This is a genomic window from Streptomyces sp. NPDC020807 (genome assembly GCF_040641575.1).
In the GTDB taxonomy this organism is placed as follows: Bacteria; Actinomycetota; Actinomycetes; order Streptomycetales; family Streptomycetaceae; genus Streptomyces.
Map to the genome: position 1 here is coordinate 148,128 of NZ_JBFADU010000014.1, position 23,835 is coordinate 171,962.

The following is a 23,835-nucleotide window of genomic DNA, read 5'->3' on the forward strand; positions in this document are numbered from 1 at the left end:
CTGTGCGCGGAAGGTGAAGTGAACGTGCCGTCCGCCCGCTCGTGCGCGGGCGGACGGCATTCGCTCCCGCGCGTTCGAAACGCAGGATTATCGAGGGGATACCGTCAGTAACTGCAACCCCCGGAAAAGGCCTTTTGATCGATCACTCCGATCGATCAGAGGCTCGGGCGGGTGCTCCAGGGCCGCACGGCCTCGATCGCGGTGGCCACCCGGAAGACGCTCGTGTCGTCGTAGGTGCGGCCGACGACCTGGACGCCCGTCGGGACGCCGTTCGACGCGAGACCGGAGGGCACGCTCAGGACGGGGCAGCGGCTGGCGATGTTGAAGACCGTCGTCATCGCGGCCTCGATGTAGGAGTCGAGCTCGACGCCGTTGATCACGACCTTCGTCGACAGGTAGTCGTCGTCGGCCTTGAGTGCCGGGATGGCGGTGGTGGGGCAGAGCAGCACGTCGTACCGGTCGAGGAGGAGACCCAGCGTCGCCTGTATACGCGCCTCGATCTCCAGACCGCGCATGATGCTGCCCGGCGCGCTCGCGGCCTCGGCGGTCGTCCGGGCGAACTCCAGCGCGTACCCGGTCAGCAGGTCGCCGTGCTCGGCGGCGACCGAGGTGACGTACGGGCCGAAGATGGAGCCGAAGTGGATGTTCGCCGCCTCCATGACGTCGGCGCGGCGGATCGGCACCTCCACCTCCTCGACGATCGCCCCCGCCGCCCGCAGGGCGCCGGCGACGGCGCGCGTGTTCGCCTCGACGTCGGGGTCGACCGGCCAGTCCCCGAGCGTCACCGAGAGTGCCACCCGCATGCCCTCGACGCCCTCGAACCGCTCCGGCAGCGTGAACTTGGGGCGCAGGGAGACCGCGTCGAGCGGGTGCGGGCCCGCGATCACGTTCTGGAGCAGCGCGACGTCGGCGACGGACCGCGCCATCGGGCCGTCGTGGCAGTACGTGTCGAGGTTGAACGGCGCCATCGCCGGCACCCGGCCGTACGGCGGCTTGTAGCCGACCGTGCCGGTGAAGGAGGCCGGGATGCGGATGGAGCCGCCGATGTCCGAGCCGGTAGCGAGCGTCGTCTCGCCCGCCGCGAGCGCGGCGCCGGCGCCGCCGGAGGAACCGCCTGGGCTGAACTCCGGGTTCCACGGGTTGCGCGTCACGCCCCACAGCCGCGACTGCGTGAAGGCCGCGCAGCTGAACTCCGGCGTCGTCGTCCGCGCGTGCACGATGCCGCCCGCGGCCTGGACGCGGTCGACCACCGGGTGCGTCTCCTCGGCGATCTCGTCGCGGAAGGCCAGCGAACCGTCCGTGGCGCTGCGGCCCGCGATCGGCTGCTCCTCCTTCGTCGCGACCGCGAGCCCCTCCAGGGCGCGGGGCGCCTCGCCCTTGCCGGCGTACCGCGCCTCGGCCGCGCGCGCGGCGGCGAGCGCCTCCTCGAAGGTCCGCTCCGCGAGGGCGTTCACCTTGGACTCGACCGCCTCGGCGCGCTCGATGACGGCGGTCATCAGCTCGACCGGGGAGAGCGAGCGGTCGCGGAAGCGGGCGAGGGCCTCGGAGGCCGGCATGTAGGCGAGGTCGCCGGGGTCGGTCATGGCAGGTGCCTTCCTGGAGCGGGGGTACGTGTCGCGGGCGGTCGGCCGCCGCGCTGGCAGCATCGAACCGCCGCCCCCGTCGAGGGTCAACGGCGTTGACGTAAGCCCCGGGGATGCGGGCCGGACGATCCGAGGCCGTGGCCCCGCCCGCCGACCGACCGCTACTCGGCGCCCCCGCCCAACCGCTGCTCCGCGCCCCGCGTCGCCCCCGGCGCCGCGTACGTCCGCCCCTTCCACGCCGCACCCCTGCCCCGGTAGTGCAGGACGGCGGAGTCCACCGTCATCAGGAGGTAGAGGAACGCGGTGAACGGCAGCAGCGGCGCGAGCGCGAGGGGCTGCCGGTAGTAGCGGAGCATGGGCAGGTACGTCCCCGTCATCACCGCCCAGGCCGCCGCCCCCGCCCACGCCGCGGGGGCGTCACCCGCCACCACGCCGACGACCAGCGCCACCGGCGGCAGCAGGTAGACCAGCACCAGACCCGCGACCGTGCCCGCGAGCAGCAGCGGGTTGTGCCGCAGCTGCGCGTACGCGCTCCGCGACACCATCCGCCACAGCTCCCCGAGCCCCGGGTACGGGCGGACGCTGTCCACGTGGTCCGCGAGCCCCAGCCAGATCCGCCCGCCCACCCGGCGCACGGCCCGCGCGAGGGACACGTCGTCGATCACCGCCCGGCGGATCACCTCGGGCACCCCGGCCGCCACCGCCGTCTCCGTCCGCAGCAGTACGCAGCCGCCCGCCGCCGCCGTCACCCGGCCGCCCGGCCGGTTGATCCGGCGGAAGGGGTAGAGCTGAGCGAAGAAGTAGACGAACGCCGGCACGACCAGCCGCTCCCACGGGCTCACCGCCCGCAGCCGGGCCATCTGCGATACCAGGTCGAGCCCGTTCCCCCGGGCCGCCGCCACCAGCAGCCGCAGACTGTCCGGCTCGTGGGCGATGTCCGCGTCCGTCAGGAGCAGGAACTCCGGCCCACGCGCGCGTGCGAGCGCGATGCCGTGCCGCAGCGCCCACAGCTTCCCCGTCCAGCCCGGCTCCGGCTCGCCCGGCGACACGACGGTGAGCGGCAGCCCCCCGCCGCGCCCCGGGGCCCCGGCCGCCAGTTCCGCGGCCACCCGGCCCGTACCGTCCGTGCTCCCGTCGTCCACGAGCACGACCTCCGCCTCGCCCGGGTAGTCCTGTGCGAGCAGCGAGGGCAGGCTGAGGGGGAGCACCCCGGCCTCGTCCCGGGCCGGCACGACGATCACCACGCGCGGCCAGCCGTCCGGCGGTGCGGAGGGCGCGGGCGGCAGACGCTGGTCCGTGCGCCAGAAGAAGCCCTGGCCGAACAGCAGCCAGACCCAGACGGCCAGGGAGACGGACGCGCACCAGGCGAGGGTGGTCATTCGTCGCAGTCTGCCCCAGTTCGCCGGGGTGGAGAGGCCCATCGGCTAGGGTGACCGGGTGAAGATCGCGCTCATGGACTCCGGAATCGGCCTGCTCCCGGCGGCTGCCGCGACGCGCCGGCTGCGGCCGGACGCGGATCTGCTCATCTCCAACGACCCCGACGGCATGCCCTGGGGGCCCCGTACCCCCGAGGACCTGACCGCGCGCGCCCTCGCCGTCGCCCTCGCCGCCGCCGACCACCGGCCGGACGCCCTCGTCGTGGCCTGCAACACCGCGAGCGTGCACGCCCTCCCGGCCCTGCGCGCCGCCCTCGAACCCGAGATCCCGGTCATCGGCACCGTCCCCGCCGTCAAGCCCGCCGCCGCGGGCGGCGGCAAGATCGCCATCTGGGCCACCCCCGCCACCACCGGCAGCGCCTACCAGCGCGGGCTCATCCGCGACTTCGCCGACGGCGCCGAGGTCACCGAGGTGCCGTGCCCGGGACTCGCCGACGCCGTCGAGCACGCCGACCCCGAGGCCGTCGACCTGGCCGTCGCCGCCGCGGCCGCCCTCACCTCCGACGACGTCCGCGCGGTCGTCCTCGGCTGCACCCACTACGAGCTCGTCGAGGACCGCATCCTCGCCGCCCTCGAAGCGCGCGGCCGCGCCGCCGGACTCCCGCGGGTCGTCTTCCACGGCTCCGCCGAGGCCGTCGCCGCGCAGGCGCTGCGCCGCATCGGCGCCGAGCCCGCGCCCGACGCCGAGCCCACCGGCCGCCTCTCCGTCCTCCTCAGCGGACGGCCCGGCACGCTCCCCGCCGCCGCCCTCACCTACCCCGAGGCGCGCATCCTGGGAGCCGCGGCCACCGCTCACTGACCGTGGGTGCGTGATCGCTCTCCGGCGCGCTGCCCCGGAGGAACGCGGGTACCGTTCTCGGTATGAGGGAGCACTCCCGGGACCCCTCCCGGGGCCGCGCGCACCACGGCGGGCACAGGCCGACCGTGTGGGCCGGGCGCGCCACCAACCGCTTCCAGTGGCTCGCCGCCGTCGCGGGCGCCGCGTTCATGGCCCTCGGCATCACGCTGGCCGTCGAGTCGGCGTGGACCTCCGGCATCACCGCCCTGGTCATGGCGGTCGTCGGCTGCCTGGCGGCCGGACTGCTCGTCCTCTTCGGCACACTCGCCTTCGTCCACGTGGCGGTCAAGGTCGACGACCGCGCCATGGAGGTCCGCTGCGGCCACGTGGGGCTGCCGCGCCGCCGCATTCCCCTCGCCCGGGTCACCGGGGTCGCCCACGTGCCGAGCGTCACGCCCCGGCACTGGGGCGGCTGGGGCTACCGCTGGCGCCCCGACCACGGCACCGGCGTGATCGTCCGCGGCGGCGAGGGCCTCGTCCTGCGGCTCGACGACGGCCGTACGTTCACGGTCACCGTGGACGACGCCGCCGCGGCGGTACGGGTCATCGAGGAGCTCCTGCGCGCGCGGCCGCCCGTGCCGCCGCCCGCGTCCGGCCCCGCCGAGTCCGGCCCCGCCACCTCCGGTCCCGCCGCGCCGCCCGCGCCCACGGGCGCCTGAGCGTCGGCGCCCGCGCGGGTGTGGCCGGATCCGATCGGTCCACGGCGCAGCCGCACGGGCCGTCGCACCCGGCGGGTGAGACCCGCGCGGGGCGTGCAGGTCCCGCCTTCTGGCCCACAGGGGCGCGACGTAGACTCCGCAAGGTGAGCGCCACCATCACCCCAGTCGACGAACCCGGACCCGACGGCGAGCCCACGCCCGCGAGCGCGGGCGCGCCCGCCGCGGAAGCGGAAGCCGGGAGCAAGCCCTCCGCGGGCTCCCGGCTGCGGCGGTTCGTGCGGCCCGGAGCGGCCCTGCTGTCCGGAATCCTGCTCTTCCTGAGCTTCCCGCCGCGTCCCCTGTGGTGGCTCGCGCTGCCCGCCTTCGGCCTGCTCGGCTGGGCCCTCAGGGGCCGTCGGCCGAGGGCCGGTTTCGGCCTCGGCTACCTGGCCGGGCTCGGCTTCATGCTGCCGCTCCTCGTCTGGACCGGCGAGGAGGTGGGCCCCGGTCCGTGGATCGCCCTCGCCGCCGTCGAGGCGCTCTTCGTCGCCGCCGTCGGTCTCGGCGTCGCCGCCGTCTCCCGCCTGCCCGCGTGGCCGTTCCTCGCGGCCGGGGTGTGGGTCCTCGGCGAGGCGGCACGCGCGCGCGTGCCGTTCGGCGGCTTCCCCTGGGGCAAGATCGCCTTCGGCCAGGCCGACGGCGTCTTCCTCCCGCTCGCCGCCGTCGGCGGCACCCCGGTGCTCGGCTTCGCCGTCGCCCTCTGCGGCTTCGGCCTCTACGAGACGTACCGGCAGGTCCGCGCCCACCGCGCCACCGGCACCGTCCCGCGCGGCCCGCTCGCGGCCGCCGCGCTCGCCGTGCTCGTCCCGGTCACCGGCGCCGTCGCGGCCCTGCCGCTCGTCGACGACTCCGCCGAGGACGGCACCGCCACCGTCGCCGCCGTCCAGGGCAACGTGCCCCGCCTCGGCCTCGACTTCAACGCCCAGCGCCGCGCCGTCCTCGACAACCACGCCGCCCGCACCCGCGAGCTCGCCGCGGCCGTCAAGGAGGGCCGCGAACCGCAGCCGGACTTCGTCCTGTGGCCGGAGAACTCCTCGGACATCGACCCGTACGCCAACCCCGACGCCGCCGAGGTCATCAGCGAGGCCGTGCGGGCCGTCGACGCGCCCACGGTCATCGGCGCCGTCATCTCGCCGCCGACCGGCAAGCTCCGCAACACGCTGATCCAGTGGGAGCCGGGGAAGGGCCCGGTCGCCACGTACGACAAGCGGCACGTCCAGCCCTTCGGCGAGTACATCCCGATGCGGTCGTTCGTCCGCCTCTTCAACAGCAACGTCGACCGGGTCAGCCGCGACTTCGGCCCCGGCACGAAGGTCGGCGTCTTCGACCTCGCGGGCACCAAGGTCGGCCTCGCCACCTGCTACGAGGCCGCCTTCGACTGGGCCGTGCGCGACACCGTCACCGACGGGGCACAGCTCATCACCGTGCCCAGCAACAACGCCACCTTCGGCCGCAGCGAGATGACCTACCAGCAGCTCGCGATGTCGCGGGTGCGGGCGGTCGAGCACAGCCGGTCCGTGGTCGTGCCCGTCACCAGCGGCGTCAGCGCCGTCATCCGGCCCGACGGCGAGATCGTCGCCCAGACGAAGATGTTCACCCCGGACGTCCTCGTCGAGAAGGTGCCGCTGCGGTCCTCGCTGACCCCGGCGACCCGCATGGGCACCCTGCCCGAGGCGCTGCTCACGGCCCTCGCCGTGGCCGGTCTCGGCTGGGCGGGAGCCCGCGCGGTACGTGCCCGGCGCACGCCGGCGGAGTGAGCGTGCGGCGCTGACACGTCCTGCGGCGACGAGCCCGTGGCCCCGACCCGGAGATGACCTAGGGTCGGGGCCATGGCTACTCCTGACTTCATCCGCGAACTGCGCCGGACGGCCGGCCACCAGCTGCTCTTCCTGCCGGGCGTCAGCGCGGTCGTCTTCGACGACCGGGGCCGGGTCCTGCTCGGCAAGCGGTCCGACAACGGGATGTGGGCGGTCATCGGGGGGATCGTCGAGCCGGGGGAGCAGCCCGCCGACTGCGCCGTGCGCGAGGTCTTCGAGGAGACGGCCGTGCGGTGCGTGCCCGAGCGGATCCTCCTCGTCGAGACCCTGTCCAAGCCCATCACGTACCCCAACGGCGACACCTGCCAGTACATGGACGTGACCTTCCACTGCCGGGCCGTCGGGGGCGAGGCGCGGGTGAACGACGACGAGTCGACCGAGGTCGGCTGGTTCGACGTGGACGACCTTCCGGAGATGAAGCGCTTCTCGAACCGGCGGATCGAGAAGGCGCTGGTCGACGAACCCACATGGTTCCGGCCCACAGCCACCGTTTGAACTATGGGCCCGCCGCACATGTGTGGGGGAGGGGGCCGTTCATAGGGTGCGGAGCATGAGCGCCCCCACTCCCGAGCCCGGCACCGGCTCTCCCGCCGGTACCGCCATCGCCCTCGACCTCACCGGCCGCACCGCGCTCGTCACCGGCGCGGCCGGCGGCATCGGACGCGCCTGCGCGCTGCGGCTCGCCGCGGCAGGGGCGCGGGTGAGGGCCGTCGACCGGGCGGCCGACGGGCTCGCCGCCCTGGCCGAGGAGGCCGCCGCGATCCCCGGCCTCCCCGGGACCGTCGTGCCGGAGACGCTCGACCTCACCGACCTGGACGCCGCCGAGGCCGTCGCCGCGGGCACCGACATCCTCGTGAACAACGCCGGGATCCAGCTCGTCCGCCCCCTCGAGGAGTTCCCGCCGGAGGTCTTCCACACCGTCCTCACCGTGATGCTGGAGGCGCCCTTCCGGCTCATCAGGGGCGCCCTGCCCCACATGTACGCCCAGGGCTGGGGCCGGATCGTCAACATCTCCTCCGTCCACGGCCTGCGCGCCTCCCCCTACAAGTCCGCCTACGTGGCCGCCAAACACGGTCTGGAGGGCCTCTCCAAGACCGCCGCCCTCGAAGGCGCGCCCCACGGCGTCACCTCGAACTGTGTGTGCCCCGGCTATGTGCGGACGCCCCTGGTGGAGCGGCAGATCGCCGATCAGGCCGCCGCCCACGGCCTCCCCGAGGACCGGGTCCTCACCGAGGTCCTCCTCAGGGACTCGGCGCTCAAGCGACTCATCGAGCCGGCGGAGGTCGCCGAGGCCGTCCTCTACCTGTGCACTCCGGGGGCCGCCTTCGTCACCGGCACCTCGCTCACCCTGGACGGCGGCTGGACCGCCCACTGAGCTGCGCCGCCGGGCGCCGACGCGGTTGTCCACAGGCAGGCACGAGGGGGCTGGTGCGATCCCGCCCCGGCCAGGTATCCCTAGGTCCATGTCCCACGAACACGTCTCCTACCTGGAACTCCTCGCCCGAGGAGCCGCCACGGAGGCCTACGACCGGCCCGTGCTCCTGGCCCGTGCGACCGGCGCGGGCCCCGAGGAGCTGGCCGCGCTCGAAGAGGCCAGGGCGCTCGCCCTGAGCGTCCGCGCCGACCTCGAAGGGCGACGCCGGCGCGAGGCCGAGCTGTCCGCGCTCTTCGAGACCGCCCACGACCTCGCGGGCCTCCGCGACCTCGACGCGGTGCTCCGCGCCATCGTCCAGCGCGCCCGCTCGCTCCTCGGCACCGAGGTCGCCTACCTCAGCCTCAACGACCCCGACGCCGGGGACACGTACATGCGCGTCACCGAGGGCTCCGTCTCCGCCCGCTTCCAGCAGGTGCGACTCGGCATGGGCGAGGGACTCGGCGGCCTCGTCGCCCAGACCGCCCGGCCCTACGTCACCGCCGACTACTTCGGCGACGCCCGCTTCCAGCACACCCGCACCATCGACACGGCCGTACGGGACGAGGGCCTCGTCGCCATCCTCGGCGTGCCGCTGAGCCTCGGCAGCCAGGTCATCGGCGTCCTCTTCGCCGCCGACCGCAGGTCGAGGGTCTTCGAGCGCGAGCAGGTCTCCCTGCTCTGCTCGTTCGCCGCGCACGCCGCCGTCGCCATCGACACGGCCAACCTCCTCGCCGAGACCCGCGCGGCCCTCGCCGGCCTGGAGCGTGCCAACGGCATCATCCGCGAGCACAGCGCGGTCATCGAGCGGGCCTCCGAGGTCCACGACCGGCTCTCCGAGCTCGTGCTGCACGGCGGCGGTGTCCACGACGTGGCCGACGCCGTCTCCGAGGTCATCGGCGGCACCGTCGAGTTCACCGAGGCGGACGCCGGATCCGCGCGCCGCGCCGACGGCCACGTGGTCCGCGAGGACGACGACTGGGTGGCCGCCGTGTCCGTCGGGGGCGAGACGCTCGGCGCCCTCGTCCTGCGCGGCCGGCCCGAGCTCGACCCCGTCGACCAGCGGACCCTGGAGCGGGCCGCCCTCGTCACCTCCCTGCTGCTGCTCGCCCGCCGCTCGGCGGGCGAGGCCGAGCAGCGGGTCCGGGGCGAGCTCCTCGACGACCTGCTCGACGCCCCCGACCGCGACCGCCGCCTCCTGCGCGAGCGGGCCGCCCGGCTCCGCGCCGACAGCGACGCGCCCCACGTGGTGCTCGCCGCCCGCGTCGACCGGGCCGACGGCGCCACCGAGGCCGACGCCGGCCGCAGGGAGGGAGCCGACCGCCGCCGCCTCGGCGCCGCCGCCTCGCACCTCGCCGCCACCCGCCGCGGCCTCGCCTCCGTACGCGACGGGGGCACGGTCCTGCTGCTGCCGCTCGGCCCCGGCGAGACCGCCGCCGAACTAGCCCGCCAGACCGCCCGCCACCTCGGCGGCACCCTCCGCGAACCGGTCACCGTCGGCGCCTCCGCGCCCGTACCGGAGCACCTCGACCACGCGGACCGGGTCTCCGTCGCGTACGCCGAGGCCCGCCGCTGCCTGGAGACCCTCCGCCTGCTGCACCGCTCCGGCGAGGGCGCCGCAGCCGAGGACCTCGGCTTCCTCGGCCTGCTGCTCGCCGACAGCCGCGACATCGGCGGCTTCGTCGACCGGACGATCGGCCAGGTCGTCGCGTACGACCACCGCAGGGGCACCGACCTCGTCCGCACCCTGGACGCCTACTTCGCCAGCGGCATGAGCCCCGCCCGCACCAAGGACGACCTCCACGTCCACGTCAACACGGTCGCCCAGCGGCTCGAACGCGTCGGCCGTCTCCTGGGCGCGGACTGGCAGTCCCCCGCCCGCGCCCTGGAGATCCAGCTCGCCCTGCGGCTGCACGCCCTGTCGACGGCGGCGCCCGGGGCCTGAGCGTCCGTCAGGCCGTACCGTCCGGGTCCCGGTCGCGGGGGAGCAGGAGCGCCCCCGCCGCGGCGACCGCCGAGACGACGGCGGCGAGCACGAACGCGGCGGCGCCGCCGGTCGCGCCGACGAAGGGACCGGCGACCGCCGTGCCGACCGCGTACCCCAGCCAGAGCATGCTGTTCAGCCACGCGAAGGACTCGGTGCGCAGCGCGGCCGGGGCGTGGTCGGCGACCAGGACCTGTTCGAGCGAGCCGCGGGAGCCCTCCACGAAGCCGAAGAGGGCGAGGAGCGCGGCGAGCGCCCCGAGCCCCGGGGACCAGGCCGCCGCGAGGCAGGTGACCGCCCCGGCCAGGCAGAGACGGACGAGCAGGCGCCGCCGGGAGGCGCGCGGCCGTCGCCCGAACCAGAGCGCGCCCGCGACGGCGCCCACGGAGAGGGCCACGAGGAGGAGCCCCGACCGGTCCTCGTGCCCGGTGGCCCCCGCGTCGGCGACGACCCCGAGGCGCAGCGCCCCGTACGTGGCGGTGGCGAGACCGGCGACGGCGAGCAGGACGGCCGTCGGCCGGTGGGAGAAGGGCCCCGCGAGGGCCTTCCACCGCGAGACCGCGGTGCCCGAGGGCGGCTCCTGCGGAGGCCGGAGGAGCGTCTCCCGGGCGGGCCGCGGGGTCAGCAGCAGGGCGGTGCCGCCGGTCACCAGGGCGGCCCCCGCGACGGCAATGGCGAGTTCGGCCGTCATCCACCGCTCGGCCACGGTGACGAGCAGGGGACCGGCGACGAACATCATCTCGTTCGTGAGGTTGTCCAGGGCGTAGACGGCGTGCAGCGACTCGGCGTCGACGAGTCGCGGCCAGGCCGAGCGGACGACCGCGCTGAACGGCGGGGCGGTCGCGCCGAGCAGTCCCGCCCCGACGGCCACCGCCGCGGGCGCCGGTCCCGGCGACCAGAGAAGCGTCAGGAGGACGACGTAGGCGAGGGCGTGGGCCAGCAGGTACCCGGTCAGCACCCGGTCCGGCCGGTACCGGCCCGCCACCCGTCCCGACAGGCCCCCGGCCAGCGCCTGGGAGGCCCCGTGCACGGCGCCCACGAGTCCGGCCACGGCGTACGAGCCGAACTTCCCGGCGGTCGCGAGGATCAGCGCCAGGCTCAGCACCGGCGTGGCGAGCCGGGTGCAGAGCAGCGCCACGAGCGTGCGGGTGACCACGGGCGTGCCGAGCACCCGCCGGTACGCGCCGGACGCGGATCCGGTGTCGGACGCGGATCCGGCACCGGACGCGGATCCGGTGTCGGCGGGGGAGCGGGCGCCGGGTGGGGAGGTGCGGCCGGAACGGCCTCGGACGGGGACACGGAGGGACGGGCGTGAACGCATGACGTGCAGATCTACCACACGTGCCATGTGAAATTGCAGTCCTGTGTCGCGAGGCTGTCACCTTCAAGTCGCCCCGGCGAAAGTCGAGTTCGCTCCCGCGCCGGAGGACGGGATGGCGGCATAGTGATCCCGACGGCATCCGGCGACACGTGAGGTGATCCGCGTTGGTGAACGACCGCTACGGCCACGCCCTTCACGAGGCGACCGCGGAAGGGGCCGGCCACCTGGACCGGGCCGTCGAGGCGCTGCTCTTCTTCCGGCCCGACGTGGGCCCGGCCGTCGAGGAACTCCTCCTCGCCGACCCCGCCTCGCCCGTCGGGCAGGCCTTCGCGGCCTACCTGGGCGTGCTCGGCACCGAGCCCGCGGACGCCGCCGCCGCGCGACGACGCTTCGACGCGTACGCCTCGGGCCTCGACCGTACGGCGCTGCCGCCGCGCGAGCGCCTGCACACCGCCGCCGCCGAGGCGCTCCTCGCGGGCGACCTCGGACGGGCCTCCGGCGTGCTGGAGGAGCTCACCCTCGCGTACCCGCGCGACGCGCTCGCCCTCTTCGTCGGGCACCAGCTCGACTTCCTCACCGGGGACGCCCCGCGCCTGCGCGACCGGATCGGCGGCGCGCTCTCCGCCTGGGACGCGGACGACCCCCACCGGGGCCCGCTGCTCGGCATGTACGCCTTCGGCCTGGAGGAGTCGGGGCAGTACGACCGCGCCGAGGCCGTCGGCCAGGAGGCCGTGGACCGCAACCCCCGCGACGTGTGGGCCATCCACGCGGTCGTCCACACCCACGAGATGCGCGGCCGGTTCGACGACGGCGTCGCCTATCTCGACGCGCGCACCGCCGACTGGACCGACGGCAACTTCCTCAGCGTCCACAACTGGTGGCACTACGCGCTCTTCGCGCTCGAAACCGGCGACACCGCCACCGCCCTGCGGGTCCACGACACGTCCCTGCACCCGTCCGAGTCCGCCGGTCTCGCCATGCAACTCCTCGACGCCTCGGCCCTGCTGTGGCGGCTCCATCTGGCCGGCGCCGAGCAGACCGCACGCTGGGAGGCGCTCGCCGACGCCTGGGCCCTGCGGGACGACCCCGCCTTCTACGCCTTCAACGACGTGCACGCCGTCATGGCCTACGTCGGCGCCGGACGCCCCGCCGCCGCCGAACGGCTCATCGCCGAGCGGGAGCGATGGCTGCGAGAGCCGGGCACCCCCGGCGAGTTCACCGTCTCCAACCGCGCCATGACCGCCGACATCGGCCTCCCCGTCTGCCGCGCCCTGCTCGCCCACGCCCGCGGCGACCACGCCGCCGTCGTCGACATCCTCCAACCGATCCGCCGCCGCCTCCACGAGTACGGCGGCAGCCACGCCCAGCGCGACGCCGTCCAGAAGACCCTCCTGGAATCGGCGCTCGCCGCCGGACGCCACGACCTCGCCCGCGCCCTCCTCAGCGAGCGCAGCGGCCTGCGTCCCGACAGCCCCTACAACCGGCTCACCCAGGCCCGTCTGGCCGCCGCACGGGGCACCGGCCCGACGGGGGGTCCCGTCGGGCCGGCACCGATGCGGGGTTGACCTCAGCAGCGGTCGACCCAGTCGTGCGACGAGACGTTGTCGTTCACCCGCTCGCCCCGGCCCGCGCCGGCGCTGAAGAACCGCACGTCGTCGTTGACCAGGTCGGGGAACGAGTCGCCCCGGTGGAGGCAGACCCAGGAACCGGTCCACTCCAGGCCGTAGAACAGCCGGACGTCCTCGCCGCGACCCGGGAAGCCGTTGTTCCAGACGTCCGAGACCTTGTTGCGGCAACCCGCCCAGTTGGCGTTGTCCTCCGTCCAGCGGCAGTGGAAGCCGCCGGCGTGCGGCTGCTCCCAGGCGTAGAGGAAGCCGTCGGGAGCGGGGGCCGACACGGCCGGTGAGGCGGGCGCGGCTCCGGCCGCCCCGGCGCCCGGGCCGGTCACCAGGGCCAGCGCCCCGGCGGTGAGTACGGTGACGAGGGCACGCTTGACGCGCATGAGGGATCTCCTTCTGGGATGGGTGGATCGGCTGGATCGGGTGGATCGGGTGGAGCGACCGCCGGGCGACGTCCGCGCGGCGGGGTCTCGGGGTGGTGTCAGCTCCCGGAGGCGAGGACGAGGCGCGCCCGGGGCAGCGCCGCCGCCCTGAGCCGCTCGCGCGTCTCGACGTCCGCGCGGTACTCGCGGGCCAGGAGCCTCCCGTGCCGGTCGTCGAGCTCTCGCGCCGTCCGGGCGAGCCCCGACTCCGCGCCGCACCGCACCTCGGCGAGCGCGAGGGCGACCTCCCGCCGCTCGCCGAGCGGGCGTACGGGGGAGAGCGCGGCGTCGCGGGCGTCGGCCGGGGCGGCGTACGGGTGCCCGGCGCGCCGCATGCACACGCGCCAGGCGTCGAGCCGGGCGCCGTAGACGGCCTCCGCCGTGACGCGGCCGCGCCGGAGCTGCTCCAGGGCCTCGACCCGGTTCGACGCACGGAACCAGGCGCCACCGTCCCCGTACAGCAGCCGCCGCGACTCGGCGACGCAGCCGCGGTCGCTGCGACGGACCGTTCCGCCGCCCGGGAGCCGCACCGTCAGGCCGTCCGGGGAGGGCCCGTTGGCGGCCACCAGGGCCGCCGCCTTGCGGGCGGCCGGCAGCGCGGCGAAGTAGGCGCGGTTCGGGTCGGTCCGGGCGAGCTCCCGTTGCCGCCGGCGCAGCTCGGAGCCGTAGCCGTGCCTCCCGGCCCAGGCCGCGTCGTCGAGCACGTACGCGAAGGTCCTCGCCTCCGGCACGTCGTCGAGCGGGAAGACGCGGTACACGAAGCCGTGCCGGGCCATGCAGTCGCGGAGCAGGCGTTGTTCCGCGTCGTGCAGGAGGCGGTCCTCCGCCGTCGCCGGCCCGGTCGCGCGGGGGAGGGGCGGGGGCGGACGTTCGTCCGCCGGTCCGTCCGGGCCGGCCAGGAGCGCCAGCGCGGTGAGGGCGGGGAGCACGACGAGTGCGGAGAGCGCGGTCGCGGTGAGGACGCGGGCACGGGGGTGCCTGGGCATGGGACTCCTCGCGGAGAGAGGTGGGGGAGGGGGGCCGAGGTACCGGAGACGGCCCGACGTCCGCAGCATGCGGGGGCCGGGAACACGACCGCAAGCGTGTCCCGGGCGGTCCCGGCAAGTCGGGATCCCGCCCCCTCCGACCTGCGGGGACGGGCGCGTCCCGGGACGGGGGACGGCGGGGACGGAGGCGCGCTCGCACCACAACGCGTCGCCGTCGCGGTCGTTGTCCCGGTGCGCCCGCGCGACAGGCCCGCGGGCGCCCGACGGTGAGGAGTGAGTGTGGTCGTGCCCCACGGCAGCGGACGGAAGCGCGGACCCCTGCGGCGAAGGGTCCTCGCGGCCCTCGTACTGGGCGCGGCCTCATGCGTCGCGGCCGTGCCGGTCGGCGCCGCCCCCGCCCCCACCGCCGCGCCCCCCGCCGGGCCCCCGGCCCCCGTCCTCGACCAGGACTTCGCCGACCCCGACGTCGTCCGGGCGGCCGACGGCCTCTTCCACGCCTACGCCACCAACGCCCACGGCCGCAACGTCCAGCACGCCACCTCCGCCGACCTCGTCCACTGGACCGTCGACCCGGCCGACGTGCTGCCGACCGTCGGAGCCTGGGTCACCCTCGACCCGCCCGGGCACGTCTGGGCGCCCGAGGTCTTCGACAACGGCGACGGCTTCACCCTCCTCTACACGGCCCGCGACCGCGCCGGCGGACGCCAGTGCGTCGGCGCAGCGCTGTCCGCCACCCCCGGCGGCCCGTTCCGCCCGACCGGGGACGGTCCGCTCGTCTGCCCGACCGAGGCGGGCGGCGCCATCGACGCGTCGACGTACAGCGAGCACGGCACCCGGTACCTGCTCTGGAAGAGCGACGGCAACTGCTGCGAGCTGGACACCTGGCTCCACCTCCAGCCGGTCACCCGGGACGGCAGCCGCGTCACCGGCGAGGCGGTGCGGCTCGTGCGGCAGGACCGCCCCTGGGAGAACGGACTCGTCGAGGCGCCCACACTCGTGAAGCGCCACGGCCGGTACGTCCTGCTGTACTCGGCAGGCGACTACCGCGGTGACGGGTACGCGACGGGCTGGGCCACCGCCGACGCGCTCACCGGCCCGTACACGAAGGGCGACGCACCCCTCATGACCACCGATTCCTGGGCGGACGCCGTGGGCGGACCCGGCGGACAGGACGTCGTCACGGGACCCGACGGCCGGGACCGGATCCTCTTCCACGGGTACGTCGGCCCCGAACGCTCCCGACGGGTGCTGTACGCCGCCGAGCTCACCTTCGAGGACGGCCGCCCGTACGTCTCCGGCAACAGGGTCACGTACGAGGCGGAGCTCGCCCGGATCCACCGGGCGACCGTCCGTCAGGCCAGGGACGCCTGGGGCGACCGGGCCGTCGGCCACATCGACGACCCCGACAGCTTCGTCGAGTTCCGCGTCTTCGCCACCGACGCGGGCCGGCACACCCTGAGCGTCCGTCACGGCAACGGATCCCTCGACGCCGCCGGGGCTCCGGCGCCCGCCACCCACTTCCTCACGGTGAACGGGACCTCGGCGGGCGTCGTCGACTACCCGTACACCGGCTGGGACGCGTGGCGCTCCCGCGAGGTCCCGGTCGACCTGGTCGGGGGATGGAACACCGTCCGCCTCACGAAGGGGGAGCGGTACGCGGAGCTGGACGCCGTGCGGGTCGGGCCGGCCGGCTAAGGCGTGTGTCGAAAGTGGCGCCTGCCCGGCGGCGCCACTTTCGACACACGCCCTAACCCCACTGCTGACGGACCGACCGGTCGCACGGGATCGCGCGCAGGCCCTCCGTGCCGTCGTCCAGGCAGAGCGCGGAGGTCGCACTCCGCACCTCCACCGCCGTGTCGTCCCGTGCGGTCACGGTCCACCGCTGGCTCGCGGCCGTGCCGCAGTCCCGGGCCGACGGGCCATCGGGGGTGAGGTCGAGGCACCGGCCCGTCGCGTGGTTCCGCAGCTCCAGCCCGCCGTCCGCCGTGGTGTGCACCGTCCAGCGCTGGTACGACATGCCGTTGCACGCGTAGGAACGGGTGCCCTTGTCGAGACTGTCGTCGAGGCAGGAGCCCGTCGCGCGGCTCACGAAGATCCGGTGGACGTCGGAGGCGGCGGAACCGGACCTCCCGGCGCTCGGTGGCGCCTTGTCGCCGGCGGACGGCGAAAGCGGGGTCCCCGGCCGGACGACGAGCGCCGTGCCCGTGATGCCGACCGCGAGACCGAGCACCGCCCCGGCCAGCCCCCAGGCCACGCGCCCCCTACGCACCGGCGGCGCCTCCGGTGCCCGCCCTTCCTCCGGCCCCTGCGACACCTCGGATCCCAGCGACACCTCGGATCCCCGCGTTTCCTCGGGTCCCCGCGTCTCCGAGGGTCCCCGCGTCTCCTCCGGCGCCTGCGCGGGCGCCGCCCCGTCCCGCTGCCCGCCCTCCGCAGCCAGCCACAGGTGCCGGTACGCCGACGGGTCGCCGTCCAGCGCCCGGCACAGGTCGCGCACGGTCTCCCACGGCGGCACCGTCGTCCCCCGGAAGTACCGGGAGAGCGAGGAGTCGCTGATGAGGACCTTCTCCTCCAGGTCCTTCAGCGTGCACCCGGAGCGGCGTTGGAGGTCGCGCAGCGCTCTGCCGAGCGCGCGGGCGGGTCGGTCTTCGTCGCGCGGGTCGGCAGCCATGACGGCGCCCTTCTGTCCTGAGGTGATGAGCGTTTCAGCAGGTCAGAACGGTAGGGCGCGGTGGATCACGCTGGCAAACACGTTCACCCTTCCGAGGGGCGCGCGCAGGGCGCCCCTCGGAAGGGCCCGTGTCGTGAGGGCGTGTCAGAGACCCAGGACCCGGATCGCGTTCTCCTTCAGGATCAGCGGACGGACCTCGGGCTTGATGTCGAGCGTGTCGAAGTCGCGCAGCCAGCGGTCCGGCGTGACCACGGGGTAGTCCGAACCGAACAGCACCTTGTGCCTGAGGAAGGAGCCGGCGGCGCGGACGAGCTGCGGCGGGAAGTACTTCGGGGACCAGCCCGACAGGTCGATGAACACGTTCGCCTTGTGCGTGGCGATCGAGATCGCCTCGTCCTGCCACGGCACCGACGGGTGCGCCAGGACGACCGTCAGGCCGGGGAAGTCGGCGGCGACGTCGTCGAGGAGCATCGGGTCCGAGTAGCGCAGCTTGATGCCGCGCCCGCCCGGGAGACCCGCGCCGATGCCGGACTGGCCGGTGTGGAAGAGGGCCGGGACGCCCAGCTCCTGGAGCGCCTCGTACAGCGGGTAGTACGCCGTGTCGTTCGGCGCGAAGGCCTGGAGGCTCGGGTGGAACTTGAAGCCGCGCACGCCGTGGTCGCGGACGAGCGAGCGGGCCCGCTCGACTGCGTCCGGGCGGTGCGGGTCGACGGAGCCGAACGGGATGAGCACGTCCGGGTGGTCGGCCGCCGCCCGCGCGATCTCCTCGCTGGACAGGGCCGGGTGGCCGAGGCCCGTCGTGGCGTCCACCGTGAAGATCACGGCCGCCATGTTCCGCTCGCGGTAGTGCTCGGCGAGCCGCTCGACGGTCGGGGTGCGGTCCTGGCCGGACTTGAAGTACGCGGCCGACGCGTCCATCAGCTCGGCGTCGAGCGCGAGGTGGCCGTGGGCGTCCTGCTCCACGTGGACGTGGAAGTCGATCGCCGTCAGGCCGCTGGTGTTCAGGGTGGTCATCGGGGGCTCACAGGTGCTCGGTCCGGTTCTTGGCTTCGATGAGGTGGGTCAGCAGGGCGTCCCGCTCGGCGACCAGCGACTCCACGCCGGTCCCGGCCAGCTCCTCCGCGACCTGATCGGTGATCCGGTGCGCGAGCTCCGGCGTCAGGCTCGGCGCACCGAGGTCGGCCCACCACTCCTCCATCGGCGGGCCGAGGTGCTCCAGGACGTGCGCGATGCCGCCCGCGCCGCCCGAGAGGTGCTGGTTGAGGAACGGGCCGAGCAGCGCCCAGCGCAGCCCGGGCCCGTGGGCGATGGCGGTGTCGATGTCGGAGACGGTCGCCGCGCCCCGGTCCACCAGGGAGTACGCCTCCCGCCACAGCGCCGCCTGGAGCCGGTTGGCGACGTGCCCCGGAAGCTCCTGACGCAGCCGGATCGGCTTGCGGCCCAGGCTGCGGTAGAAGGCCATGGCCGCCTCGACGGCCGGCTCGCCGGTCCGCTCGCCGGGCACGACCTCGACCAGCGGGATGAGGTGCGGCGGGTTGAACGGGTGCCCGACGAGCACCCGCTCGGGGTGGGCCCCGCACGCCTGCTGGATCCGGGAGGGGAGCAGCCCGGAGGAGCTGCTCGCCAGGACCGTCTCCGGCGGGGCGGCCGCGTCGAGCGCGGCGAAGAGCCCGTCCTTGAGCTCGGGCCGCTCGGGCCCGTTCTCCTGGACGAACCCGGCGTCCGCGACGGCCTCCTCGACGTCGGCCGTGAACGTCAGCAGGGTCTGGTCGCCCGTGACGGCCGCCCGCAGCCGGTCCTCGGCGCCCGGCGCGGGGTCGGTGGCGACGACCTCGTGCCCGTACCGGAGGAAGAGCGTCGTCCAGGAGGCGCCGATGACGCCGCTGCCGACGACGGCGACCTTCACGACGCGCTCCCGGCGGTGCTACCGGTGGCGTTCGCGGCGGTGGCCGCGCGCTCGGCGGCGTACGCGACGAAGCTGTCCAGCGAGCGCGGGTCGGCGAGGACGTCCTTGCTCGCGACGGACTCGGGGGTCGAGCCGAGGAGGATCCGCTTCACCGGGACCTCCAGCTTCTTGCCCGTGCGGTTGCGCGGGATCAGCGGCACCCGGGCCACGACGTCGGGGACGTGGCGCGGCGAGAGGGCGGTGCGGAGCGCGACGGCGATCTTCTTGCGGAGCGCGTCGTCGAGCTCGGCCGGGCCCGAGACGAACAGCAGCAGCTCGCCGTTGCCGCCCTCCGGGTCCTCGATGTGGACGACGAGGCTGTCCTCGATCTCCGGCAGGTCCTCGACGACGGCGTAGAACTCCGCCGTGCCGAGGCGGACGCCGCCCCGGTTGAGGGTGGCGTCGGAGCGGCCCGCGACGACGCAGTGGCCCTCCTCGGCGAACCGCACCCAGTCGCCGTGGCGCCACACGCCGGGGAACTCCTCGAAGTACGCGGCACGGTAGCGCGCCCCGTCGGTGTCGCCCCAGAAGCCGACCGGCATCGACGGCATCGGCTCGGTGATCACCAGCTCGCCCAGCTCGCCGACGACCCGCTCGCCCTTGCTGTCGAAGGCGTACGCGGCGACGCCGAGGCACGGGCCGGAGATCTCGCCGGCGCGCACGGTCTGGAGCGGGCTGCCCTGGAGGATGCCGGTGCACACGTCCGTACCGCCGCAGCCGACGTTCAGGAGCACCTGGTCGCCGAACTGCTCGGCCACCCAGCGGAAGCCCTCGGCGGCCAGCGGGCTGCCGGCCGCGCCGAGCTGCCGCAGGCGCGAGAGGTCGAACTCCTCGGCGGGGCGGACGCCGGCCTTGCGGCAGGCCATCAGGTAGCCGGGGCTGACGCCCATGAGGGTCGCGCCCGTCTCCTCCGCTATGCGCCACTGCGCGCGCAGGTCGGGGTGGACGGGGTTGCCGTCGATCATGACGATCGAGGCGCGGACGAGGAGCGACGAGACCAGCGTGTTCCACAGCATCCAGGCCGTGGTGCTGAACCACAGCATCCGGTCGCCCGGCTTGAGGTCCCAGCTCAGCGCGTTGTTCTTCAGGTGTTCGAGCAGGATCCCGCCGTGGCGGTGGACGATCGCCTTCGGGATGCCGGTGGTGCCGGAGGAGAACAGCACGAACAGCGGGTGGTCGAACGGTACGGGCTCGAACACGGCGGCGCCGGGCTCGGCGAGCAGCTCGCCCCAGCCGAGCGTGTCGGGCAGCTCGTTCGCGCCGTACGGCACGTGGACGACGTGCTGGACGGTCGGCAGCTGCGCCGCGATCTCGGCGACCTCGGCACGGCGGTCGACGTCCTTCTCGCCGAAGCGGTACCCGGCGACGGTGAGCAGCACCTTCGGTTCGAGCTGGGCGAAGCGGTCGACGACGCTGCGCGGGCCGAACTCCGGCGCACAGGCCGCCCAGATCGCGCCGATGCTCGCGGTGGCGAGGAAGGCGACGAGCGTCTCGGGGATGTTCGGGAGGTACGCGACGACCCGGTCGCCCTTGCGGACGCCGAGGCGCAGCAGACCGGCCCGCGCCCGGCCGACCTGCTCGCGCAGCTCGCCGAAGGTGAGCTCGACGGGCTCGCGGGTCTGCGAGTGGGCGACGACGGCGACGTCGGAGTCGTCGTGCTCGGTGCCGTCGGCGCCGATGCGGCGGAGGGCGTGCTCGGCGTAGTTGAGGGTCGAGCCCGGGAACCACTCGGTGTCCGGCATCGAGCGGCGGCCGAGGGTCGCGGTGGGCTCGGTGTGCGGGCGGACGTCGAAGAACTCCCAGACCGCCGACCAGAAGCCTTCGAGGTCCGTCACGGACCACTGCCACAGGCCGTCGTAGTCGGAGAACGTCAGCCCGCGCTCGGCGGCGAGCCAGGCGATGAAGCGGCCGATCTCGGACTCGTCGAGGACGCCGGGGCCGGGGACGCTGAGGACCTCGCCGTCGGGCGCGTCGGCGGAGGGGGTCCGGGGGGTGCTCTCGCTCATCGGGTGACCTTTCCGGCGCGGCCGTCGAGGAACGCCCGCATCCTCTCCTGGGCTTCGGCGCTGCCGGCGGCGACGGAGGACATCAGGGATTCGAGCAGCATGCCGCCGGCCGGGGAGGCCTCGGCGATGCGGGGGAGCGCCTGGAGGACCGCGAAGTTGGTGAGCGGCGCGTTGGTCGCGATCCGCTCGGCCAGCTCGATCGCCTTGGCCCGGGCGCCGCCCTCCTCGGTGAGGTAGTGGGAGAGGCCGAAGGCCTGGCCCTCGTCGGCGCTCAGGACACGGCCGGTGAGCATCATGTCCGCCATGCGGTGCGCGCCGATGAGCCGGGGGACGCGGACCGAGCCGCCGCCGCCGACGAACAGGCCGCGCTGGCCCTCGGGGAGCGCGTAGAACGTGGAGGGTTCGGCGACGCGGATGTGCGCGGTGGCGGCGAGCTCCAGGCCGCCGCCGATGACGGCGCCCTTCAGAGCGGCGACGACGGGTACGCGCCCGCCCTCGATCGTGTCGAAGACCCGGTGCCACATCAGCGAGTGCTCGAGGGCCTCGCCGGTGGTCCGCTCGGTCAGCTCACCGAGGTCGAGGCCGGCCGAGAAGTGGTCACCCTCGGCGTCCAGGACGACCGCGCGGACGTCGGCACCCGGCTTGCGGAAGAACTCCTCGATCGCCAGAACGGTGGCGTCGTCGAGGGCGTTGCGCTTGGCCGGGCGGCAGAGCGTCAGGATCGCCACTCCGTCGCGGCGGTCGATCGAAAGCGTGCTCAAGAAGGACTCCTCAAATATCAGGAATCCTGAGTATCGGCAGCGATGCCGCCGCTGGACAAGGGGGTTGGGCTAGAATTTTCGACAGGATTCCTGATGGTGGCGCGAGGAGGGGGAGGGATAGTGACGGAGGCCACGGTGCCGTCCATGCTGTACTCGGTGAAGCAGGTCGAACTGGCCACCCGGGCGAGGCTCGACGAGCTGCTCAAGCCCTCGGGGGTCACGGCCCTCCAGTACACGGCGCTGACGGTGCTCGAACGCCGGGACGGCATGTCGTCCGCGGAGCTCGCCCGCAACTCCTTCGTCACCCCCCAGTCGATGTCCGACCTGGTCGGAGCGCTGGAGCGGCGCGGCCTCATCGCGAAGTGCCCCGACCCGCTCAGCAAGCGGCGCCAGGTCATCGGCCTCACCGACGAGGGCCGCGCGCTGCTCGACCGCCACGCCCCCGCCGTCCAGGCGCTGGAGGACGAGATGCTCACGGGCTTCACGGCCCGCGAACGGTCGGCCTTCCGCGACTACCTGAACCGCTCGCGCGCGGCGCTCGGCTGAGACCGCTCGCGTCCGACGCTCGGCCGAGGCGCCCCCGGTGTCCCGCGGGCGCCTCTCGGCAGATCCGCCCCCGGTGTCCCGCGGGCGGCTCTCAGCTGATCCGCTCCAGGACGAAGACCGGGATCTCCCGGTCCGTCTTCCGCTGGTAGTCGGCGTAGTCGGGGAACGCCTCGACGGCCCGCTCCCACCAGGCCTGCCGCTCCTCGCCCGTGGCGACGCGGGCCTTCATGTCCCACTTCTCGGTCCTGTCGCGCAGTTCGACCAGCGGCGAGGCGACGAGGTTGTGGTACCAGACGGGGTGGGCGACCGCGCCGCCGTTCGACGCCACGAGCGCGTACGCGCCCTCGTGCTCCACGCGCATGAGGGGCGTCTTGCGGAGCTTGCCGCTGCGGGCGCCGACGCTCGTCACGAGCACGACGGGCAGGTCCCGCATCGTCGTGCCCTCCGTGCCGCCGGACGACTCGTACAGCTCGACCTGCTCGCGCACCCACGCCGACGGGCTGGGCTCGTACTCACCTTCGAGGGGCATGGTGTTCCTTTCCTCCGCGGCGGCCTGCACCGGATGCCGGGACCGCCTTCCTCCCGACGCTAACCGATCGTCCCGGGGCGGCGCGGGTGACGTCCCGAGGTGTCACACGGCCGTGGACGGGTGCGGCGTGTTCGGATGACGGTCCATCGGAGAAGGGGAGCGGAGCCGAATGCGGGACATGCGCCAGTGGATCGCCGCGGTCGAGGCCGAATGGGAGGCCGAACTCACCCGCGAACGCCTGGAGGGGGCGACGGCGGCACTGGCGCGGAGGGCGGAGGAACGGGAGCCCGCCGAGACGGGCGGGACGACACGGACCCCGGAGCCGGGCCGCCTGGACTGGCGGACGGCCCGGGCGCGGTCCCGCGACAGTGCGGACGGCCCACTGGAGGCGGTGACGATGGACCTGGGCCTGGGCCTGGACCTGGGCCTGGGCCTGGGCCTGGGCCCGGATCCGGACCTTGACCTGGGCTTGGACCTGGACCTGGACCCGGACTTGGGTCCGGACTTGGATCCGGACCTGGACCCGTACCCGGACCTTGACCCGGACCGGGGCCCGGACGCCCGCCGGCGGCTCGGCCCCGAGCCCGTCGGCGTCCTCGGCCACGTCCTCGCCGAGCCCCTGTTCGCCGTCGTCGACCTCCCGCCGTACGCCACCTCCGCCGTGGACGGCTGGGCGATCTCGGGAGACGGCCCGTGGCGGCTGGACGACGCCGACGGGCCGCCGCCGGACCTCCTCGCCCCCGGCGCCGCCGTGGCCGTCGCCGCGGGCGCCCGCCTCCCCGACGGCACGACCGCCGTCCTGCGCCGGGAGGACGGCGGCGCGGGACCGCCGCCGGGCGGCCTCCTGCGGGCCGCGCCCGGCAACCTCGGCCCCGGTGGTCACGTGCGGCCGCGAGGACAGGAGTGCCGCGCCGGGGAGTGCCTCGTTCCGGCGGGTACGGCGATGACCCCGGCGATCCTGGGCCTCGCGACGACGGCAGGCCACCACAGCGCGGCCGTCCACCGCCGCCCCTTCGTGGAACTGCTCGTCTTCGAGAGGGCCCGGCCGGAGCCCGATCCGCACCGCGCGGCCCTCGGCGCCGCCCTGGCCCCGTGGCTGCGCGCCGCGGGCGCCGAGGTGGCCGTGCGCCGGCGCGGCGCGGACGCCCCCGGTGCGGTGCTGAGGAGGAGGCGCTGGAGGGCGTCGAGTACCGCGAGTCGCTCAAGCCGCTCCTGGAGGACTTGCCGCCCCGGGAGAAGCGGATCCTGCTGCTGCGGTTCTT

At 74.8% G+C, this 23,835-nt stretch carries 20 protein-coding genes and 2 pseudogenes; 11 read left to right on the forward strand and 11 right to left on the reverse strand.

From position 1 onward, the window contains the following. Positions 1–155 precede the first annotated feature (155 nt). A complete protein-coding gene (locus AB0G79_RS21300) occupies positions 156–1,583 on the reverse strand; it encodes an amidase (protein ID WP_360808639.1) in 1,428 nt (475 codons plus the stop codon). Between the two features lie 161 nt (positions 1,584–1,744). After that, on the reverse strand, positions 1,745–2,962 hold the full coding sequence (locus AB0G79_RS21305) for a glycosyltransferase (protein WP_360808641.1): 1,218 nt from the start codon (positions 2,960–2,962) through the stop codon (positions 1,745–1,747). 58 nt (positions 2,963–3,020) lie between these two features. On the opposite strand from AB0G79_RS21305, the gene AB0G79_RS21310 reads away from it, so the two are divergent. From AB0G79_RS21310 to AB0G79_RS21335, 6 genes are all read left to right on the forward strand, one after another. After that, positions 3,021–3,818 carry an aspartate/glutamate racemase family protein gene (locus tag AB0G79_RS21310; RefSeq protein WP_360808643.1) on the forward strand — a complete coding sequence of 266 codons (798 nt, stop codon included), beginning with the start codon at positions 3,021–3,023 and terminating at the stop codon, positions 3,816–3,818. A 62-nt stretch (positions 3,819–3,880) separates the two neighbouring features. Next, entirely contained in the window at positions 3,881–4,516 is a 636-nt protein-coding gene (locus AB0G79_RS21315) for a hypothetical protein (RefSeq protein ID WP_360808645.1), read from the forward strand. Positions 4,517–4,659: 143 nt separating this feature from the next. After that, positions 4,660–6,312 carry an apolipoprotein N-acyltransferase gene (gene lnt / locus AB0G79_RS21320; RefSeq protein ID WP_360808647.1) on the forward strand — a complete coding sequence of 551 codons (1,653 nt, stop codon included), beginning with the start codon at positions 4,660–4,662 and terminating at the stop codon, positions 6,310–6,312. Between the two features lie 72 nt (positions 6,313–6,384). Beyond that, a complete protein-coding gene (locus tag AB0G79_RS21325) occupies positions 6,385–6,867 on the forward strand; it encodes an NUDIX domain-containing protein (RefSeq protein WP_360808649.1) in 483 nt (160 codons plus the stop codon). A gap of 55 nt (positions 6,868–6,922) precedes the next feature. Further along, the gene (locus AB0G79_RS21330) at positions 6,923–7,747 is read left to right on the forward strand and encodes a 3-hydroxybutyrate dehydrogenase (RefSeq protein ID WP_360808651.1); all 825 of its coding nucleotides are present in this window, start codon (positions 6,923–6,925) and stop codon (positions 7,745–7,747) included. Positions 7,748–7,835: 88 nt separating this feature from the next. Next, on the forward strand, positions 7,836–9,728 hold the full coding sequence (locus AB0G79_RS21335; protein WP_360808653.1) for a GAF domain-containing protein: 1,893 nt from the start codon (positions 7,836–7,838) through the stop codon (positions 9,726–9,728). A gap of 7 nt (positions 9,729–9,735) precedes the next feature. On the opposite strand, the gene AB0G79_RS21340 is transcribed toward AB0G79_RS21335, so the two are convergent. Then, entirely contained in the window at positions 9,736–11,115 is a 1,380-nt protein-coding gene (locus tag AB0G79_RS21340; protein ID WP_360808656.1) for an MFS transporter, read from the reverse strand. Between the two features lie 137 nt (positions 11,116–11,252). Between AB0G79_RS21340 and AB0G79_RS21345 the strand changes: the two genes are divergently transcribed. Further along, entirely contained in the window at positions 11,253–12,653 is a 1,401-nt protein-coding gene (locus AB0G79_RS21345) for a tetratricopeptide repeat protein (RefSeq protein WP_360808658.1), read from the forward strand. A 2-nt stretch (positions 12,654–12,655) separates the two neighbouring features. Here AB0G79_RS21345 and AB0G79_RS21350 read toward each other — a convergent pair whose 3' ends face one another. Both AB0G79_RS21350 and AB0G79_RS21355 read right to left on the reverse strand, forming a co-directional pair. Then, entirely contained in the window at positions 12,656–13,090 is a 435-nt protein-coding gene (locus tag AB0G79_RS21350) for a peptidase inhibitor family I36 protein (RefSeq protein ID WP_360808659.1), read from the reverse strand. A 98-nt stretch (positions 13,091–13,188) separates the two neighbouring features. Then, on the reverse strand, positions 13,189–14,115 hold the full coding sequence (locus AB0G79_RS21355; protein ID WP_360808662.1) for a hypothetical protein: 927 nt from the start codon (positions 14,113–14,115) through the stop codon (positions 13,189–13,191). Positions 14,116–14,394: 279 nt separating this feature from the next. Here AB0G79_RS21355 and AB0G79_RS21360 point away from each other — a divergent pair, with 279 nt between their 5' ends. Beyond that, on the forward strand, positions 14,395–15,810 hold the full coding sequence (locus tag AB0G79_RS21360; RefSeq protein ID WP_360808664.1) for a family 43 glycosylhydrolase: 1,416 nt from the start codon (positions 14,395–14,397) through the stop codon (positions 15,808–15,810). Between the two features lie 52 nt (positions 15,811–15,862). Here the strand turns inward: AB0G79_RS21360 and AB0G79_RS21365 are convergent, their stop codons facing one another. The 5 genes from AB0G79_RS21365 to AB0G79_RS21385 all read right to left on the reverse strand — a co-directional run bounded on the left by AB0G79_RS21365 (position 15,863) and on the right by AB0G79_RS21385 (position 21,498). After that, positions 15,863–16,786: an XRE family transcriptional regulator gene (locus AB0G79_RS21365; protein WP_360808666.1), complete on the reverse strand. Its 924-nt coding sequence runs from the start codon at positions 16,784–16,786 to the stop codon at positions 15,863–15,865. 144 nt (positions 16,787–16,930) lie between these two features. Next, positions 16,931–17,791: an amidohydrolase family protein gene (locus tag AB0G79_RS21370; RefSeq protein WP_360808689.1), complete on the reverse strand. Its 861-nt coding sequence runs from the start codon at positions 17,789–17,791 to the stop codon at positions 16,931–16,933. Positions 17,792–17,807: 16 nt separating this feature from the next. Beyond that, positions 17,808–18,692: a 3-hydroxyacyl-CoA dehydrogenase NAD-binding domain-containing protein gene (locus tag AB0G79_RS21375; protein ID WP_360808668.1), complete on the reverse strand. Its 885-nt coding sequence runs from the start codon at positions 18,690–18,692 to the stop codon at positions 17,808–17,810. Further along, positions 18,689–20,737 (reverse strand): acetoacetate--CoA ligase, encoded by a 2,049-nt coding sequence (locus AB0G79_RS21380; protein ID WP_360808670.1) that lies wholly within the window; start codon positions 20,735–20,737, stop codon positions 18,689–18,691. The genes AB0G79_RS21375 and AB0G79_RS21380 overlap by 4 nt, the downstream gene beginning before the upstream one ends. Next, positions 20,734–21,498 carry a crotonase/enoyl-CoA hydratase family protein gene (locus tag AB0G79_RS21385; protein WP_360808672.1) on the reverse strand — a complete coding sequence of 255 codons (765 nt, stop codon included), beginning with the start codon at positions 21,496–21,498 and terminating at the stop codon, positions 20,734–20,736. Before AB0G79_RS21385 ends, AB0G79_RS21380 begins: the two co-directional genes overlap by 4 nt. Before the next feature lie 144 nt (positions 21,499–21,642). Between AB0G79_RS21385 and AB0G79_RS21390 the strand changes: the two genes are divergently transcribed. Beyond that, positions 21,643–22,044, forward strand: coding sequence for a MarR family transcriptional regulator (locus tag AB0G79_RS21390; RefSeq protein ID WP_360808691.1), 402 nt, complete (start codon positions 21,643–21,645; stop codon positions 22,042–22,044). Between the two features lie 91 nt (positions 22,045–22,135). On the opposite strand, the gene AB0G79_RS21395 is transcribed toward AB0G79_RS21390, so the two are convergent. After that, the gene (locus AB0G79_RS21395) at positions 22,136–22,573 is read right to left on the reverse strand and encodes a nitroreductase family deazaflavin-dependent oxidoreductase (RefSeq protein ID WP_360808674.1); all 438 of its coding nucleotides are present in this window, start codon (positions 22,571–22,573) and stop codon (positions 22,136–22,138) included. A gap of 397 nt (positions 22,574–22,970) precedes the next feature. On the opposite strand from AB0G79_RS21395, the pseudogene AB0G79_RS21400 reads away from it, so the two are divergent. After that, positions 22,971–23,495: pseudogene (locus tag AB0G79_RS21400) on the forward strand (hypothetical protein); the annotation flags it as partial. Positions 23,496–23,728: 233 nt separating this feature from the next. Next, positions 23,729–23,835 (forward strand): annotated as a pseudogene (locus tag AB0G79_RS21405) (RNA polymerase sigma factor SigF); the annotation flags it as partial.